General features: G+C 37.0%; 14 protein-coding genes and 1 pseudogene. 6 read left to right on the top strand and 9 right to left on the bottom strand.

The genetic code is table 11. The annotated features are described in order from the left end of the window. Nucleotide 1: 1 nt before the first annotated feature. Complete coding sequence (locus FVQ77_11745) at nucleotides 2-1,060, bottom strand: hypothetical protein (GenBank protein ID MBW8050986.1); 1,059 nt, start codon at nucleotides 1,058-1,060, stop codon at nucleotides 2-4. A 256-nt stretch (nucleotides 1,061-1,316) separates the two neighbouring features. Beyond that, a complete protein-coding gene (gene hutH, locus FVQ77_11750; protein ID MBW8050987.1) occupies nucleotides 1,317-2,819 on the bottom strand; it encodes a histidine ammonia-lyase in 1,503 nt (500 codons plus the stop codon). A 432-nt stretch (nucleotides 2,820-3,251) separates the two neighbouring features. Between hutH and FVQ77_11755 the strand changes: the two genes are divergently transcribed. The 3 genes from FVQ77_11755 to FVQ77_11765 all read left to right on the top strand — a co-directional run bounded on the left by FVQ77_11755 (nucleotide 3,252) and on the right by FVQ77_11765 (nucleotide 5,027). Then, a complete protein-coding gene (locus FVQ77_11755) occupies nucleotides 3,252-4,031 on the top strand; it encodes a class I SAM-dependent methyltransferase (GenBank protein MBW8050988.1) in 780 nt (259 codons plus the stop codon). Between the two features lie 98 nt (nucleotides 4,032-4,129). After that, a complete protein-coding gene (locus tag FVQ77_11760; protein ID MBW8050989.1) occupies nucleotides 4,130-4,357 on the top strand; it encodes a hypothetical protein in 228 nt (75 codons plus the stop codon). A 94-nt stretch (nucleotides 4,358-4,451) separates the two neighbouring features. Further along, nucleotides 4,452-5,027, top strand: a complete 576-nt coding sequence (locus FVQ77_11765; GenBank protein ID MBW8050990.1) for an HAD family hydrolase — start codon at nucleotides 4,452-4,454, stop codon at nucleotides 5,025-5,027. 112 nt (nucleotides 5,028-5,139) lie between these two features. Here FVQ77_11765 and FVQ77_11770 read toward each other — a convergent pair whose 3' ends face one another. The 5 genes from FVQ77_11770 to FVQ77_11790 form a co-directional block, all read right to left on the bottom strand. Continuing rightward, complete coding sequence (locus FVQ77_11770) at nucleotides 5,140-5,718, bottom strand: SIS domain-containing protein (protein ID MBW8050991.1); 579 nt, start codon at nucleotides 5,716-5,718, stop codon at nucleotides 5,140-5,142. Between the two features lie 200 nt (nucleotides 5,719-5,918). Continuing rightward, nucleotides 5,919-6,914 (bottom strand): glycosyltransferase, encoded by a 996-nt coding sequence (locus FVQ77_11775; protein MBW8050992.1) that lies wholly within the window; start codon nucleotides 6,912-6,914, stop codon nucleotides 5,919-5,921. A 51-nt stretch (nucleotides 6,915-6,965) separates the two neighbouring features. Continuing rightward, nucleotides 6,966-7,484, bottom strand: a complete 519-nt coding sequence (locus tag FVQ77_11780) for a DUF4199 domain-containing protein (GenBank protein ID MBW8050993.1) — start codon at nucleotides 7,482-7,484, stop codon at nucleotides 6,966-6,968. Then, entirely contained in the window at nucleotides 7,481-7,984 is a 504-nt protein-coding gene (locus FVQ77_11785) for a DUF4199 domain-containing protein (protein MBW8050994.1), read from the bottom strand. Before FVQ77_11785 ends, FVQ77_11780 begins: the two co-directional genes overlap by 4 nt. Before the next feature lie 50 nt (nucleotides 7,985-8,034). Next, on the bottom strand, nucleotides 8,035-9,318 hold the full coding sequence (locus FVQ77_11790; GenBank protein ID MBW8050995.1) for a dihydroorotase: 1,284 nt from the start codon (nucleotides 9,316-9,318) through the stop codon (nucleotides 8,035-8,037). A 289-nt stretch (nucleotides 9,319-9,607) separates the two neighbouring features. Between FVQ77_11790 and FVQ77_11795 the strand changes: the two genes are divergently transcribed. From FVQ77_11795 to FVQ77_11805, 3 genes are all read left to right on the top strand, one after another. After that, the gene (locus FVQ77_11795) at nucleotides 9,608-10,663 is read left to right on the top strand and encodes an aminopeptidase (GenBank protein ID MBW8050996.1); all 1,056 of its coding nucleotides are present in this window, start codon (nucleotides 9,608-9,610) and stop codon (nucleotides 10,661-10,663) included. A gap of 66 nt (nucleotides 10,664-10,729) precedes the next feature. Further along, entirely contained in the window at nucleotides 10,730-11,515 is a 786-nt protein-coding gene (locus tag FVQ77_11800) for a DUF3108 domain-containing protein (protein MBW8050997.1), read from the top strand. A 52-nt stretch (nucleotides 11,516-11,567) separates the two neighbouring features. After that, nucleotides 11,568-12,896, top strand: coding sequence for a redoxin domain-containing protein (locus FVQ77_11805; GenBank protein ID MBW8050998.1), 1,329 nt, complete (start codon nucleotides 11,568-11,570; stop codon nucleotides 12,894-12,896). 175 nt (nucleotides 12,897-13,071) lie between these two features. Here the strand turns inward: FVQ77_11805 and FVQ77_11810 are convergent, their stop codons facing one another. Further along, complete coding sequence (locus FVQ77_11810) at nucleotides 13,072-13,395, bottom strand: GH3 auxin-responsive promoter family protein (GenBank protein MBW8050999.1); 324 nt, start codon at nucleotides 13,393-13,395, stop codon at nucleotides 13,072-13,074. Nucleotides 13,396-13,515: 120 nt separating this feature from the next. After that, nucleotides 13,516-14,739, bottom strand: a pseudogene (locus tag FVQ77_11815) (GH3 auxin-responsive promoter family protein). Nucleotides 14,740-15,072 lie beyond the last annotated feature (333 nt).

Raw genomic sequence — 15,072 nt, forward strand, 5'->3', positions numbered from 1 at the left:
GTTATTTTAGTTTTTTCTCCAAGGCTGAGATACGTTTTTCAAACTCCCGATCTTTCTTTTTCAATTCCTCTTTTAATTCTTTATTTTCCCGCTTTAATTCCTGAACAACTTTATTAAATTTGAACAAATAAAGAAAAACTCTTTCTATAAGCCTCATTTGTGTGGCATCCATTTCGGCAAGGTTTATTCCCTCTTTTTCAATGATCTTACCTGATTTTACACCTTTAAGGTGTCCGTTTTTGTCTTTAAATTTTTCTTCTTCCACCAGATCTTCTTCTAATGTCAGGTCTTTTTTTAGCTCATCATCAGCCCAACTTACTTGCGTGGTTACTACATCTTTGGCTACAATTTTTCCATCCACAAAGAATTTCCCATTTTGATGGGAGCCGGATTTAATGGTTTGTTCTCCAATATTTACCTTTCCATTTTCTAATAAAGTCATTATTGTTTTACCCTTGGTTCTTATACGCAATTTACGGAGTGCAAGTGTTGCTATTGGTTCAATATCCCATTCAGAAGAAACTTGGGTACCGGTAAGACCATCAAATAATATATCTTCTAATCTCATTCCCTGATGTGATAAACATTGTGGCGGTTTTACGGAGGTATCACAAGAAATAAAACCAGTGAAATGCTTAGTCGTAATATGCAATTTTTTTTGTGCATCTGTATTTCCTATAGCCACATTCCCCGTTGTCGGACATTTGTAAATATCATTCCCCGTATTTTGCCAGATGGGCCCCGCCACACAAGTTCCTGCATTCGGATTACCGCCTTGTCCGGGAAATACTTTTTCAGGCGGAAAAGGTATTTTTTTCATATTGCCGTCAGTATCTACTGCCACCAGCATATCTCCTGGTTTTTTTCCACCAGATAAATTCTTTACATTAATATGCCCTCCTACCAATAATGTATCATTATGTTTAAGCTGGTTCGTGCCGTTCACCTCTACAAATTTTGTAGAAGGCGGTCCTTGTGCAAAAACATTCGTGTACAAACAGCAAAATCCTATTGCCACTACACATACAAATAACTTTTCTTGATTGCTTAAATACTTCATAGCTGATTTTTTTTGAGTTGATAATACCTAAATTTCGCAAGTTAAAAATATTGGTGTAAAGCTAATTGTATTAATTTTATAATGCAAAAAAAATAAGAAAAAATTTGAAATTATTATCCAAATAAAGTATCTTTAAGTTATCAAACTATTATCGGGCATCTCTAAAAACTACATATTTTTTAAAACACACCCCTTGCCCCTCTTAATAGAGGGGAATGTATGGTGTAGTTTTTAGAGATGCCCTATCGTTAAAAAGTTAACGATCAGGCTCTTTTAATAGACTAATAAAATCAACCGATTTAACTATATCATAGTGTAAAACTCTGTCATTTTCAATAAAGGGAACATTTTTTCTAAAATTTTTGACTATTTGCTCAAGCTCCGGAGAAGTTTTAAGCGGTCTTCTGAATTCCAACGCCTGTGAGGCGCTCAAAAGTTCGATAGCAAGTATTTTCTCAAGATTATGAACCACTTTGTAACACTTTGTTGCGGCATTGGCGCCCATGCTCACGTGGTCTTCCTGCCCGTTGGAGGTAACTATAGAATCAACGGAAGCCGGTGTACATAATTGTTTGGTCTGGCTGACGATTGAAGCAGCGGTATATTGGGGCATCATCAAGCCGGAATTGAGTCCCGGATTGGCAACAAGAAATTCAGGTAGTCCCCGTGAACCCGAAACGAGCTGGTAGGTTCTGCGTTCTGAAATACTACCCAATTCTGCCAATGCTATACACAAAAAATCCAGGGCTAAAGCTAAAGGCTGTCCATGGAAATTTCCACCGGAAATAATTAAACCTTCTTCAGGGAAAATATTCGGATTGTCAGTTACTGCGTTTATTTCAGTTAAAAAGATATTTTTTACGAATTCAATAGTGTCTTTACTGGCTCCATGTACCTGCGGAATACATCTGAATGAATAGGGGTCTTGTACCTGCTTTTTGGGTCTTTTTGTTATCTCACTTCCTTTCAATAACTTTCTGCATCTTTCTGCCGTTTTTACCTGCCCGTTATGCGGCCTTATCTTGTGGATCAATTCATGCAACGGGCTGATGCTACAATCAAAAGCATCTATGGATAATGCACCAATGGTGTCTGCTGTATCTGAAAGACGAAATGATCTCAACAGGCAACATACACCATAAGCGATCATAAATTGTGTGCCGTTTACAAGGGCAAGGCCTTCTTTTTCCTGAAAATGTAATGGCTGCCAGCCCAGCTTTTCATGTATTTGCAACCCGGTGTATTTCTTGTTTTTATAATTAACTTCACCCAATCCTATAAGGGGCAAGGCTAAATGAGCAAGTGGAGCCAGGTCACCGGAAGCGCCTAATGAGCCAAATTCATATATTACAGGATAAATTTCATGATTATAAAAATCAATGAGCCGCTCCACAGTTTTTAACAGTATTCCTGAATGGCCGTAAGAAAGAGACTGTATCTTAAACAATAGCATTAGTTTGACGATTTCCCCGGGTATCTCCTCTCCTACCCCACAGGCATGGGATTGCACCAGGTTTATCTGGAGCTTATTTAAATCATCATGTGAAATATTCTTTTTTTGAAGCGCCCCAAAACCCGTGTTAATACCGTAGATCGCTTCCGATGAAGTAACAATCTTATTTTCCAGATACTTCCGGCATTTTACAATCCGGCCGGAAGCCTGGTCGGATAATTTTAATTTATAATTGTTGGTAATTATTTCATCTATTTTTTCAAAAGTCAGGGGTTGATTGGAGATGTTATGGGTTGATGATGCCATTGTTTAATTAATTTTATAGGTATAGGCGTTTAGGTATCACCTTTAAGTTATTGATTTTATGTGCTTTAACTCATTCTCTACCATTCTTTTTATAAGCAAATTGAAGATCGTGTCTATTTATGGCTGACTAACTCCGCCATTTATGGCGGAGATAATCAAACTATACAAACCCTGGGCTTTAGCCCGTTTTTAGCATAATTGGGCTAAAGCCCTGTCAGTTTTATTCTTTAATGTCCACGCCATAAATGGCGTGGTTAGTCACTCATACATATTCGAAAATATAAATCTTGTGCGACCTAAACGCATATACCTATAATTTTATTGAACTTCCACCAACTCACATTTTAAAAATAAAATGTCATCTTTGCTCATAATTTACAAATTTAAGAAAAAAAATAATTTTAGCAAAATTAGCAACTAAATTCCGAAACGATGAAATTCATTATTAGTTATGTTCTAAGAAAAATTCCCAGAAGCTACCTACAGCTCTTTGGCTATATTGCTGTAAAGGTCGTTGCACCCTTTTTTATTGGTAATAAGGTTGAGTGTCCTGTTTGCAAAAGTCGTTTTAGAAAATTTTTACCTTATGGAAGGGTCAAACCAAGAGAAAATGCGTTATGCCCTCATTGTTTATCGCTCGAAAGGCACCGGCTGATGTGGCTTTATTTAGAAAAGAGAACTAACTTTTTCCATCCCCTTAGGAGGGCTGTTTTACACATAGCGCCTGAGCGCTGCTTTATTAAAAGATTTGAAGCAATATCAACGATTGATTATATCACGGCAGACCTGGAATCTCCATGGGCAAAAATAAAAATGGATATCCATGACATACCTTTTGAAGAAAATACTTTTGATGTAATATTTTGTAATCATGTGCTGGAGCACGTAGATGATGATAAAAAAGCGATGCGGGAGCTTTGCAGGGTTTTAAAACCTGATGGTTGGGCAATCATGCAGCCCTTTATAAATACAAAACTGGAAAAAACATACGAGGATCCTGCTATCACTACACCTAAAGAAAGGGAAAAAGCATACTGGCAGGCAGACCACCTGAGAATGTACGGGCTTGATTATAAGGAAAGACTGGAAAATGAAGGATTTAGTGTGAAGGTAGATGATTTTGCGAAAGGGCTGGGCATGGATCTGATAAAAAGGTATGGTTTGGTGGAGGGGGAGAAGGTTTATGTATGTACGAAAGCACATGGCACATAGCACATGGTTGCATGGTTGAATTTGGAGTTGTTTTTTACCTAAGTGAAACCAAAAATAGAAAAAAGCGTTAAATTTGTAAGAACTAAAGCTCAAAAATTATGAGTACAACTAAGATAAGAGAAGAATTGCACCAAACCATTGATCAAGGTGATGAAAGGTTGGTAAAAATGATCTATGCAATGGTAAGGGAATATAACAATGAAGAATTTGAATTAAGCGATGAACATAAAAAAATCTTAGATGAAAGATTAGCCAGCCATAAAGCTGACCCAAGATCTGGTTCAAGCTGGGGAGAAGTAAAAGCCAGGATAGAAAAGCAATTATGAACCACAAGCTTATAATAATTGAAGATAACAGAATTGTTGTTGTAGCTATATTACACACAAGCCGTGATCCTCAAATATGGAAAAAAAGAAATTAATGGCTGATTCATCTTATCAAAATTTACAAAAACACCAGTTCGACCGATCCTGGACATTATTTTTAGACAGAGACGGAGTGATCAATAAAAAGATAGATAAAGATTATGTGAGAAGGTGGGAACAATTTGAATTCCTGCCTGATGTATTGGAGTCTATTCATTTATTATCTAAACGCTTTGGGAAAATAATAATTGTCACCAACCAAAGAGGTATCGGCCTAAAGCTCATGACAAAAGAGAACCTGGAAAAGATACATGCCCTGATGCTTGAAAAGATAAAATCTGCCGGGGGCAGCATTGATAAGGTATACTATTGTCCTCACCTGGATGAAGATCATTGTAATTGCAGAAAACCCAGTACCGGCCTGGCTTTACAGGCAAAAAAAGATTTCCCCGGTATTGATTTCAAAAGAGCTATAATGGTTGGTGATTCTCAGCGGGATATGGAAATGGGGGAAAAGCTTGGAATGATCACGATGTTTTTAGCGCATCATGAGTACTCGGGACGCTCTGCACCAACATATGACTTTTGTTTTGATAAGTTGATTTCGTTTGCAAAAGGGTTATACAAATGAAGAAATATAAAAAATGGCTCTAAATATTAAATGGACACCAGAGGCAGAATTAACCTTTGATAATATAAGATTAGCACCACGATTTATCGTGGTGGATTAATCTCACTAATCACTAATCTTCCATCATAGCCTTCTCCACCAACTCACAAATTATATGCCCCACCAAAATATGCGCTTCCTGTATCCGGGGGGTATCGTTTGAAGGGATATTGATCAGGTATTGGCAGCTATCCTTCAACTCGCCTCCTGTGGTTCCTGTAAGTCCGACAGTGATCAAGCCCAGGTCATTGGCAGTTTGTATAGCATTGACAATGTTCCCGGAATTACCTGAAGTGGAGATACCTACCAGGATATCCCCTTTTCTACCTTTGGCTTTTATGAGGCGGGAATAAATTTCATCATAACCATAGTCATTTGCAACTGCTGTGAGATATGAAGTATTAACGTGTAAAGCTTCTGCAAAGAGCGGCTGTCTGTCTAAATAAAATCTGCCCGAAAGTTCAGATGCTATATGTTGTGCATCAGCAGCGCTGCCCCCATTACCGCAAAACAGCGCCTTTTTGTCTTGCACTAAAGCATTTACTATCTGCTCTGTTACTTTTATAATAATATTTAGTAGGGCCTTATCATTTAAAAGCAGGCGTTTTACTTCAATGGATTGATTGATTATTTCTGTTACTCTCTTATACATGATCTAATGTTGAGTCCACTCTAAAAAGTAAAAAATTGAAAAGAAATCTTTTCTCGCAAAGACGCAAAGTTCGCAAAGGATTGAATATCAATTAGTTAAGTATATAACTTTGCGCTCTTTGCGCCTTTGCGAGAACCAAAAACACTTTTTAGAGTGGACTCAATGTTTAAAATGTGAAATGCCTAAAATGATAAAAAATTTTAGTTATTTTTAATTTTAGGCATTTTAGGCATTTCTTCTAATTCCAACCCAATTTTTTCGTTAATCAGATACCCGCCTTTTTTATGTGTAGAAATGTTGATCATTTCAGCTAAGAAACCTGCAATAAACAATAAAGTTCCAATGATCATTGAGAGTAATGCCAGGAAAAACAGTGGTTGGTCTACTATATCTCTTGCTATTAAACCATAATGAATTCTATAAAATTTTTCGCCAATTATCCACAGTGTGATCATTAAACCGATTAGAAATGATAAAGCTCCTATGGTACCAAAAAAGTGCATAGGTCTTTTTCTGAATTTTGATACAAAAGTGATGGATAACAAGTCTAAGAAACCAAACATAAACCTTTCAATACCGAATTTGGTAACGCCATATTTCCTTGCCTGGTGTTGAACCACCTTTTCACCAATGCGGGTAAATCCACTCCATTTGGCGATTACCGGAATATATCTATGTATTTCTCCGTAAATATCAATACTCTTTATCACCTCTTTTCTATATGCTTTCAGGCCGCAATTAAAATCGTGAAGTTTAACGCCCGACATTTTTCTCGTTGTCCAGTTAAAAAATTTGCTGGGAATGGTTTTAGTGAGCGGGTCATGCCTCTTCTTCTTCCACCCTGAAACCAAATCGTAGCTATCGTCCCTGATCATCTTATACAAACCGGGGATCTCATCAGGGCTATCCTGCAGGTCTGCATCCATAGTGATCACTACGTCACCCTCGCTAACTTCAAAGCCGCAGTTCAGAGCTGCTGATTTCCCATAATTTCTCCTGAACTTAATACCCTTGATGAATTTATTATTTTTGCAGAAGCCTTCGATTTTCTTCCATGAATTATCATTACTCCCATCATCCACAAAAACAATCTCATAAGAAAAATTATGGGCCTGCATAATACGAACTATCCAGTCATATAATTCTGGTAAAGAGTCTTCTTCATTATAAAGGGGAATGATAATTGAGATATTCACTTCTTAGTATTGGAATTTACTTATTATAGTCATTTGTCTACTGTCAACTGCCTACTGCCTGCTTTTCTTAATAACTGCCCCTCCAATCAACGCGATAATAACGCCCCACAATAAAGACCAAATATAGCCTGTCATAAAAGATGAAATACTGTATGAATCGCTATTTTCAATACCATCTATTGCTTCGTCTATTGACTCTTCGGGTGCACCCACTTTTTCCATCATTGTGACCACTTTTTCCACTGCAGCTTCCTTGATTTGATCTGGCAAATCAGGATCAACATTATATAATGCTATATTGAATACCACCACGATTAGCGATGCTATTGCATAAACCAAAAATATAGTTAAAAAAGAATATTTAAAGTCTAAGTAACCTTTATTCATTCGTTTCCACAATACCCCGCAATAAATCACAGCCCCAACTACAATTATAATATTAAAAAATGCCAGCCAATAGCTAACCATGTATTCAATTCCCATCAAATAAGAAAATAATACAATTATAACCTGTAACAGGCCTACGATCAACCCGTATTTGAGAACGAAATCTTTAAATTCGTTATTCATTTTCTCAACAAAACTGCTGTAATAAAGATAAAAAATATTCCAACAAAATACATTTCAAAATCGTCTAAAGCAATATCAAAGATAGTTGTTCCTTTTGTTTTTGATATTAATTCCTTGAAACTATCTTCACTCATCGTGCCGGGCTTTAGGTGTTTGTTGGATTCTGCCCATTGTACAATTTCATCAATGTGCCTGCCCAGAACTTCAACATCAATAAAAGTTAAGAACAAATAAACGAAAATTGCTGAAAATAGTGCAATGGTTAAGTTAATCATTAAGCCGCAAAGCAACCCTTCCCAAAGATGTAATTTTTTATTATTCCATTTATCCCTATAAATTTTTATTCCTGCAAGTATACAAAATACTAAAATAATGTATTTAAAAAAAAATAACTTTTTATCCAATGGATCATATTGATAAAAATACAGGATAAGAAAGCAAAGGATGATTGCCAAACCGCCATATAGGCCAAAAATCAATGATCTTTTTATTAATTTCATGTATCGGAATTTCAAAGTTTTGGCTTGATTTTATGGTTTTATCATCTTTTTTAATCATTATTAATTATTGTCTTTCTCTTATTAAATACCGCCACAACTTTTCCCTTCAACTTTTTCCCAATAAAGGGTGAGTTCTTTGATTTAGATTTGATATTTTCTTCTGTCAAAGTCCATTCTTTGTCAGGGTCAAATAGTGTCAGGTTAGCTACCTGGCCCGGTTCAATTTTGGGTATTTCAATGCCTAATATTTTACGGGGATTGTATGTCAATTTTTCTATTAAGTGTTCCAGGTTTAAATTTCTGTTGTAGGTATTTATAACTGCAAAAGCGGTTTCCAGGCCAATAATGCCAAATTCTGCCAGGTCAAATTCCAACTTTTTACTTTCTTCGTCCTGCGGGCTGTGGTCTGAAACGATGGCATCAATCGTACCATCTGCCAAACCCTTCCACAACGCTCTGATATCTTCTTTATTTCTAAATGGCGGATTTACTTTAAAATTCGTATCGAAGGTGGATAAAGCTGTGTCGTCAAAGGCAATTTGATGTGCAGCAATGTCGCAGGTAATACGAAGCCCTTTGGCTTTAGCCCTTTTTATCAGGTTTACAGAGCCAGCGGTGGATATGTGAGAAAAATGTATTTTGCTTTCTGTGTATTCCAATAATTTCAAGTCTCTTGCAATCATTAGCTCCTCTGCAATTTTGGGCATGCCTTTCAATCCGAGCATTGTGTTCATTTTTCCTTCATTCATACTCCCGGATTGTGTCAATTGCATATCTTCAGCATGGTTGATCAGCACACCGTCAAACAAACGCATGTACTGCAGCGCCCTCACCAAAACATCAGTGTGCCATACCGGTCTTTCACCATCAGAAAATGCGACAGCCCCTGCATGATGCAGGTCTATCATTTCGGTCAATTCCAAACCTTTGTTATCAACTGATACGCCAGCTATGGGATAAACCTCAACTAAATTATCTGCACATCTGTTTTTTATATTTGCAACAACATCTTTCGTTTGAATAACAGGATTGGTATTGGGCAGGCAGGCAATTTCTGTAAAACCGCCATAAGCAGCAGCCAGGCACCCCGATACCATATCTTCTTTGTGCTCAAAACCTGGGTCGCGCAACGATACTCTCATATCAAACCAGCCTGGTGAAAGTACCAGATTCATGGAATCAATAACTTTGTCAACCTTATATTCCTTCTTGTCTCCCTTCCCCGGGGGACCTATATTTTTAATAATTCCATTGCTGATAAAAACATGGTGTTTTTGATTATGAAATGTAGAACGAGGGTCAATTATTTTAACTGAAGATAATAAAATATTCATTGCGGTAATAATTAACTTTGGGAGTATGATAAAACGGGGTAAAAGTAAATGTTTCTCGCAAAGCCGCAAAGCTCGCAAAGAAAAAAATAAAAAAACTTTGCGCTCTTTGCGCCTTTGCGAGAACCAAAAACACTTTTTAGAGTGGACTCAACTATATTAATCCAAATATTACAATTTGAATTAAAACCGCTTACCGGAAAACATCAATATTTTTGGAAAATTCCGCTTATTAACCAAATATTATCTTAAAAATTATCTTTAGTTTGCTTTTTTAAGTGCCTAATAAGATATGCAACACTTTAAAAAAATAATCTTTTCAGCGCTAATAATATTGCTTGCGTTAACCATCTGGCAATATGAGCTTATCAGCTATGCACTGTGGATGGGGTACGGACAATTCAAAATTTTGTATAAGGCAATTCCTGTAGCTGAAGCAACCAAAGATGGCTCATTTCCTGATTCTTTAAAAGTTAGGTTACAAATAGTTGAGCAGGTGAGAGCTTATGCCATTGATTCGCTGGGTATTAATGATTCTGAAAATTATACAACGGTTTTTGACCAAAAAGGCAAACCGGTATTATGGGTTTTAACCGCATGCCCACCATACAAGCTGAAACCATACGAGTGGCAATTCCCGCTATTGGGCAGTTTTTCTTATAAAGGTTTTTTTGATCATGAAAAAGCATTGGGCGAAGAAGAAAAATTAAAAAAAGAAGGATATGACACTGATGTTAGAGAAGCAGAAGGTTGGTCAACTTTGGGCTGGTTTAAAGACCCGATCCTGAGCAATATGCTGCTGAAATCTGAAGGAGAGCTTGCCAGTATCATCATACACGAGCTTACCCATGCCACGTTGTATATTAAAAATGATGTGGAATTTAATGAAAACCTGGCAAATTTTGTGGGGGATAAAGGTGCGTTGCTGTTTCTGAAGTCGAAATACGGCAAAGATTCCAGGCAATATCACGAGTATAACAATAACCAGGCTGACAGAAAAAAAATCATCTCACATATATTAGATGGCGCAATTAAATTAGACAGTCTTTATTCGTCATATGAAGTACGAAGTACGAATGACGAAGTATCCCGAGTATCGGGATCATCCGTACTTCGTCATTTAAAGACAAGATTAATCAAACAAATAGTTCAAAATATAGATACAATATCATTTAATTCGTATATTTATGAACAATTATTTAATGAAGATCTTCCAAATAATACATTCTTTATGTCTATCAAACGTTATAATGAAAAACGAAACATATTTGAAGAAGAGTACAGTAAAAAGTTTGATTCAGATATGAAGACTTATTTAGAGTATTTGAAAAACAAATTTAGTTATTAGTTTATTAGTTAATAGTTTTAGTTGGTTAGTTACTGGTTTTGGTTTATTAGTTTTATGGTTTAGTTCATGTATAGTAAATTACTTTTATGTTTTTTTCCTGTACTGCTATCTGCGGATAATACATACAGGCATGTTAAGAACGATAGTTTCAACAAAGGAGAAGTGTTTGAATTCAGATGTCATTATGGTTTTTTTAATGCAGGGGTAGGTAAAGTAGAAATAAGTCAAAAACTTTATAAAATAAATGACAGGGTTTGTTACAAGGTTAAGGTTTATGGAAAAACTATCGGTGCTTTTGACCTTTTCCTCAGGATCAGGGATACCTGGATAAGCTATATTGATACTGCCTCCATGATCCCGCATCAATCTTTTAGAAATATTGAAGAAGGCAGATACAGGTTAAACGAAACTGTATATTTTGATCAGAAAAATCATACGGTTGAAGTTGTAGAAAAAGATGAAGAAAGTAAACAGTACAATGTTCCTGAAAATATTCAGGATATAATCAGCGCTTACTATTATTTAAGAACCCTGGATTTTGATAAATTCAATATTGGAGATACGATCGCCCTGAATGCGTTTTTAGAGAATGAGACCTATAATTTCAAAGTAAGGTATATGGGAAAAGGTAAAGTAAAAAACAGGCTTGGCAAATTTGGCGCTATTAAACTAATACCTGTGATGCCTGAAAACGATCTTTTTGAACAAGGTGGTTCCATAAGGATATGGCTCTCTGATGATAAAAACAAAATTCCTGTTAAAATAGAAGCCGATATGTTTGTAGGATCCGTAGAGCTTGACCTGAAAAAATATAAAGGGTTGAGGAATCAACTCAACGTTATTAAAAAATAGGTATTTAATTTATTATTTTTGCGCACTTCACAATGAAACAAATTATTTACACATGAAATATCACATTCTGGCTGCATTATTATTTATAAATGCTTTTAGCGCTTTTTCAAAAGGCATAAAAATAAAAGGAGAATTATCTAATGCTTCTGAATATCAATACGTTTATTTGTATCAATATCTGGGCAGTGAGTTCCTGAAATATGATTCAACCGCTTTAAAGGAAGGCAAATTCTTATTCAAATACAAAAACAGGCTGCCAAGGGGTTTTTACAGGCTGGGAGTGAGTGATAAGCTTTCATTTAAGCTGATCATAGGGCAAGAAAATATGAGTATTCGGGCAGATGTAAAAGATATAAGTAATTCTATAAACATTACGGGTTCAAAAGAATATCCACTGTACGAGCAATATCAAACGCATTTTGATAATTACAATTCAGAACTTAAAAAAATAAACCAGCAGGTAGATAAGCTGAATATATTTAAGCTGAATAAGCCTGAATTATACAAAAGTCGTATGAAAATCCTGGATAAGCAACTGGATTCACTAAACGAAATGTTAAATCAATTTTTTCTGACCCTTTCAAAAAATGATGATGGATTATTCATGTCAAAAACAGGCGCTTTCCTTTATACCCCAGACAATACCACAAAAGAGATTTTTTTTACAAATATCGATCTCACTGACGAGGAGCTGTTAAGAGGAGATATGCTGCAGCAAAAAGTGGATGTTTATTTAGTACAATTTATTGAGAAGGAAAAATGGAAAGATGAAACGGACAATATTTTAAACCTGGCAAAGGGGGGGAGTAAAAGCAGGGAAGCTATTTATTCAGGCCTGGTGAATATCTATAGAAATGTTGAGGAAGATTACGCAAGAAAGCTTGCCAAAACATACTGCAGCGAATATCCCAAGTCTGCTATCGCTAAAAAAGTATTAGCCTCACTACCTAAAGGACAACCTGAAGTTGGAGAAGTGGCGCCTGAAATAACACTGCCTGATCTGGATGGAAAGATGGTTTCGCTATCCTCTACCAGGGGCAAAGTGGTATTGCTTGACTTTTGGGCATCATGGTGCGCACCATGTAGAAAATCAAATCCAGAAATTGTAAAAATATATCAAAAATTCAAAGATAAAGGCTTTACGGTATTTGGTGTGTCATTAGACAACCGGAAAGTGATGTGGGAAAAAGCCATTAAAAAACAAAAACTCACCTGGATTAACGTATCAGACCTGAAAGGCAGGCAAAATGCTGCAGCCAGGCTCTATAAAATATTTAAAACTCCCGCTACATTCCTGCTTGACGAAAAAGGAGTGATCGTAGCAAAAAACCTGCATAAAGAAGAGTTGGGAGAAAAGATTGAAAGCTTGTTGAAGAAATAAGCGCAGGGCGCATGGCGTTCTTTTGTAGAGACGTTGCATGCAACGTCTCTACAAAAGAACGCCATGCGCTCTGTGCCATGCGCTTTTTGGTCTAATAGACAAAAGTTGGTGCTTTTTATTAGTTAATAATTACAGGAGTTTTTAAGCGCCAACTTTTGTCCATTACTCCCGCTTTTTAAATCTGGGCTAAAATATCATCCACATATTCCCTCGTATTAGACAACCTAGGTACTTTATTCTGTCCGCCCAATTTGCCTCTCTTTTTCATCCATTTATAAAAAGTGCCTGCAGGAAGCTTGTGAATTACCGGCATTTGCAACGCCATGTCTTTGTATCGCTTGGCTTCGTAGTCTGAATTTACTTCCTTTAGCGTATTGTCAAGGATTATGGCAAACTCGTTGAGATCATGGGGCTCTTTTTCAAATTCTATGAGCCATTCGTGGCCGCCTCCTCCAGCCCCCCTACCTCCCGCAATGCTGGCCCGATGTCCACTGGACATCGTCCCCCCCAAAGGGGGGACTTTTCCATCGCTTTTGCTATCCCCTTTTCCTTTGGGAAGTGGGGTTGGGAAGTCCCCCCTTTGGGGGGATTTAGGGGGGCTTGGAGTTAGGGGGGGGCTTCTAAAATAAATTGGCGCAGCAGTATAATCGTTGAGCACCGCACCGGTTTCTTCACAAGCTTTGGTAATGGCAACTTCAGCATTATCTATGATGACCTCCTCACCAAATGCATTGATAAAATGTTTGGTACGGCCCGATACCTTGATCCGGTATGGTGATAATGAAGTAAACTTTATGGTATCTCCTATCAAATAGCGCCATAATCCGGCATTGGTGGAGATCACCAACGCATAATTTTTATCTAATTCCACTTCATCAAGATTCAATGTTTTGGGATGTTCTTTGTCCAATTCATCAATAGGAATGAATTCATAGAAAATACCATAATCCAGCATCAGCAGCATTTCATCTGAATCCAGCCTGTCCTGGATGGAAAAAAATCCTTCAGACGCACTATATATCTCCAGGTAATTCATTTTCTCTGATGGGATCAATACTTTAAACAGCTCCTTGTAAGGTGTAAATGAAACAGCACCATGGGTAAACAATTCCAGGTCAGGCCAAACTTCATGAATATGTTTTTTGCCGGTCAATTCAAGTATTTTTCTCAGCAACACTACCGTCCATGTAGGTACACCAGCCAGGCTGGTAACTTTTTTATTGATGGTGGTTTTTGCTATTTTTTCCATTTTTTCTTCCCATTTATCCATCAGGGCAATTTTTAGATTTGGCGTGCGAATAAACTGCGCCCATAGCGGCAGGTTTTGCATGATCACGGCAGATACATCACCATAAAAGGTTCCCGGGTTGAACTCGTTCTCCTGGTGAGACCCTCCCATTGCCAACCCTTTGCCGGAAAAAAGCGCTGTCTCAGGGAAATTGTTTATATAAATTGAGAGCATATCCTTACCGCCTTTGTAATGACATTCCTCCAATGCTTCCTCGGACACAGGAATAAATTTACTCCTGTTATTGGTTGTACCTGATGATTTGGCAAACCATTTAATATCAGATGGCCAGAGAACATTTTGTTCGCCCTTCATTATTCTTTCAATACAGGGAAAAAAGACTTCATAGGAAGAAATAGGAACACGCTCCTTGAACGTGTCAATAGATTTTATACCGGCATAATCATATTTTCTGCCCCATTCTGTATCCTTTGCGGTACTAATAAGATTTTTGATCAACTCTTGCTGAACTTCATGCGGGTATTTCATGAAAAGCTCAATCTGATGGATGCGCTTTTTCATTATCCAGGTGAATATGGAATTGAGAATGGCCATTTTTGTTATATTTTCTTGCCACAAAGACACGAAGACACTAAGTTACACAAAGTTTTTTTTCTTGCCACAAAGGCACTAAGTTCCACACCTGTGTGCCGAAGCACTTCGGTGCGCAGGCACAAAGTTTATTTAAAAAATCTGTGCAATCTGTGTAATCTGTGGTTAAAATTACCTTTGTGTTTCTTAGTGTCTTTGTGCCTTCGTGGCAATCTTCTTTCTTGTTTTAAATAGCCGTTGTTCTAATTTGCTCACTGCTAAGTTATGCAACGGAAGAAACAATCCGGCAAGCGCCACGTTTACCATGAGCATGTAAGCGGGTTCACCACCTACCCA

This window comes from Cytophagales bacterium (genome assembly GCA_019456305.1).
Taxonomy (GTDB): Bacteria; Bacteroidota; Bacteroidia; order Cytophagales; family VRUD01; genus VRUD01.

Excerpts from the sequence above, each read along its gene's own strand:
- hutH (MBW8050987.1), bottom strand. The coding sequence starts at position 2,819 with ATGGCATCATCAACCCATAACATCTCCAATCAACCCCTGACTTTTGAA.
- FVQ77_11780 (MBW8050993.1), bottom strand. The coding sequence starts at position 7,484 with ATGAATAACGAATTTAAAGATTTCGTTCTCAAATACGGGTTGATCGTA.
- FVQ77_11795 (MBW8050996.1), top strand. The coding sequence starts at position 9,608 with ATGCAACACTTTAAAAAAATAATCTTTTCAGCGCTAATAATATTGCTT.
- FVQ77_11745 (MBW8050986.1), bottom strand. The coding sequence starts at position 1,060 with ATGAAGTATTTAAGCAATCAAGAAAAGTTATTTGTATGTGTAGTGGCA.
- FVQ77_11790 (MBW8050995.1), bottom strand. The coding sequence starts at position 9,318 with ATGAATATTTTATTATCTTCAGTTAAAATAATTGACCCTCGTTCTACA.
- FVQ77_11805 (MBW8050998.1), top strand. The coding sequence starts at position 11,568 with ATGAAATATCACATTCTGGCTGCATTATTATTTATAAATGCTTTTAGC.
- FVQ77_11770 (MBW8050991.1), bottom strand. The coding sequence starts at position 5,718 with ATGTATAAGAGAGTAACAGAAATAATCAATCAATCCATTGAAGTAAAA.
- FVQ77_11800 (MBW8050997.1), top strand. The coding sequence starts at position 10,730 with ATGTATAGTAAATTACTTTTATGTTTTTTTCCTGTACTGCTATCTGCG.
- FVQ77_11810 (MBW8050999.1), bottom strand. The coding sequence starts at position 13,395 with ATGTCCAGTGGACATCGGGCCAGCATTGCGGGAGGTAGGGGGGCTGGA.
- FVQ77_11760 (MBW8050989.1), top strand. The coding sequence starts at position 4,130 with ATGAGTACAACTAAGATAAGAGAAGAATTGCACCAAACCATTGATCAA.
- FVQ77_11785 (MBW8050994.1), bottom strand. The coding sequence starts at position 7,984 with ATGAAATTAATAAAAAGATCATTGATTTTTGGCCTATATGGCGGTTTG.
- FVQ77_11765 (MBW8050990.1), top strand. The coding sequence starts at position 4,452 with ATGGCTGATTCATCTTATCAAAATTTACAAAAACACCAGTTCGACCGA.
- FVQ77_11755 (MBW8050988.1), top strand. The coding sequence starts at position 3,252 with ATGAAATTCATTATTAGTTATGTTCTAAGAAAAATTCCCAGAAGCTAC.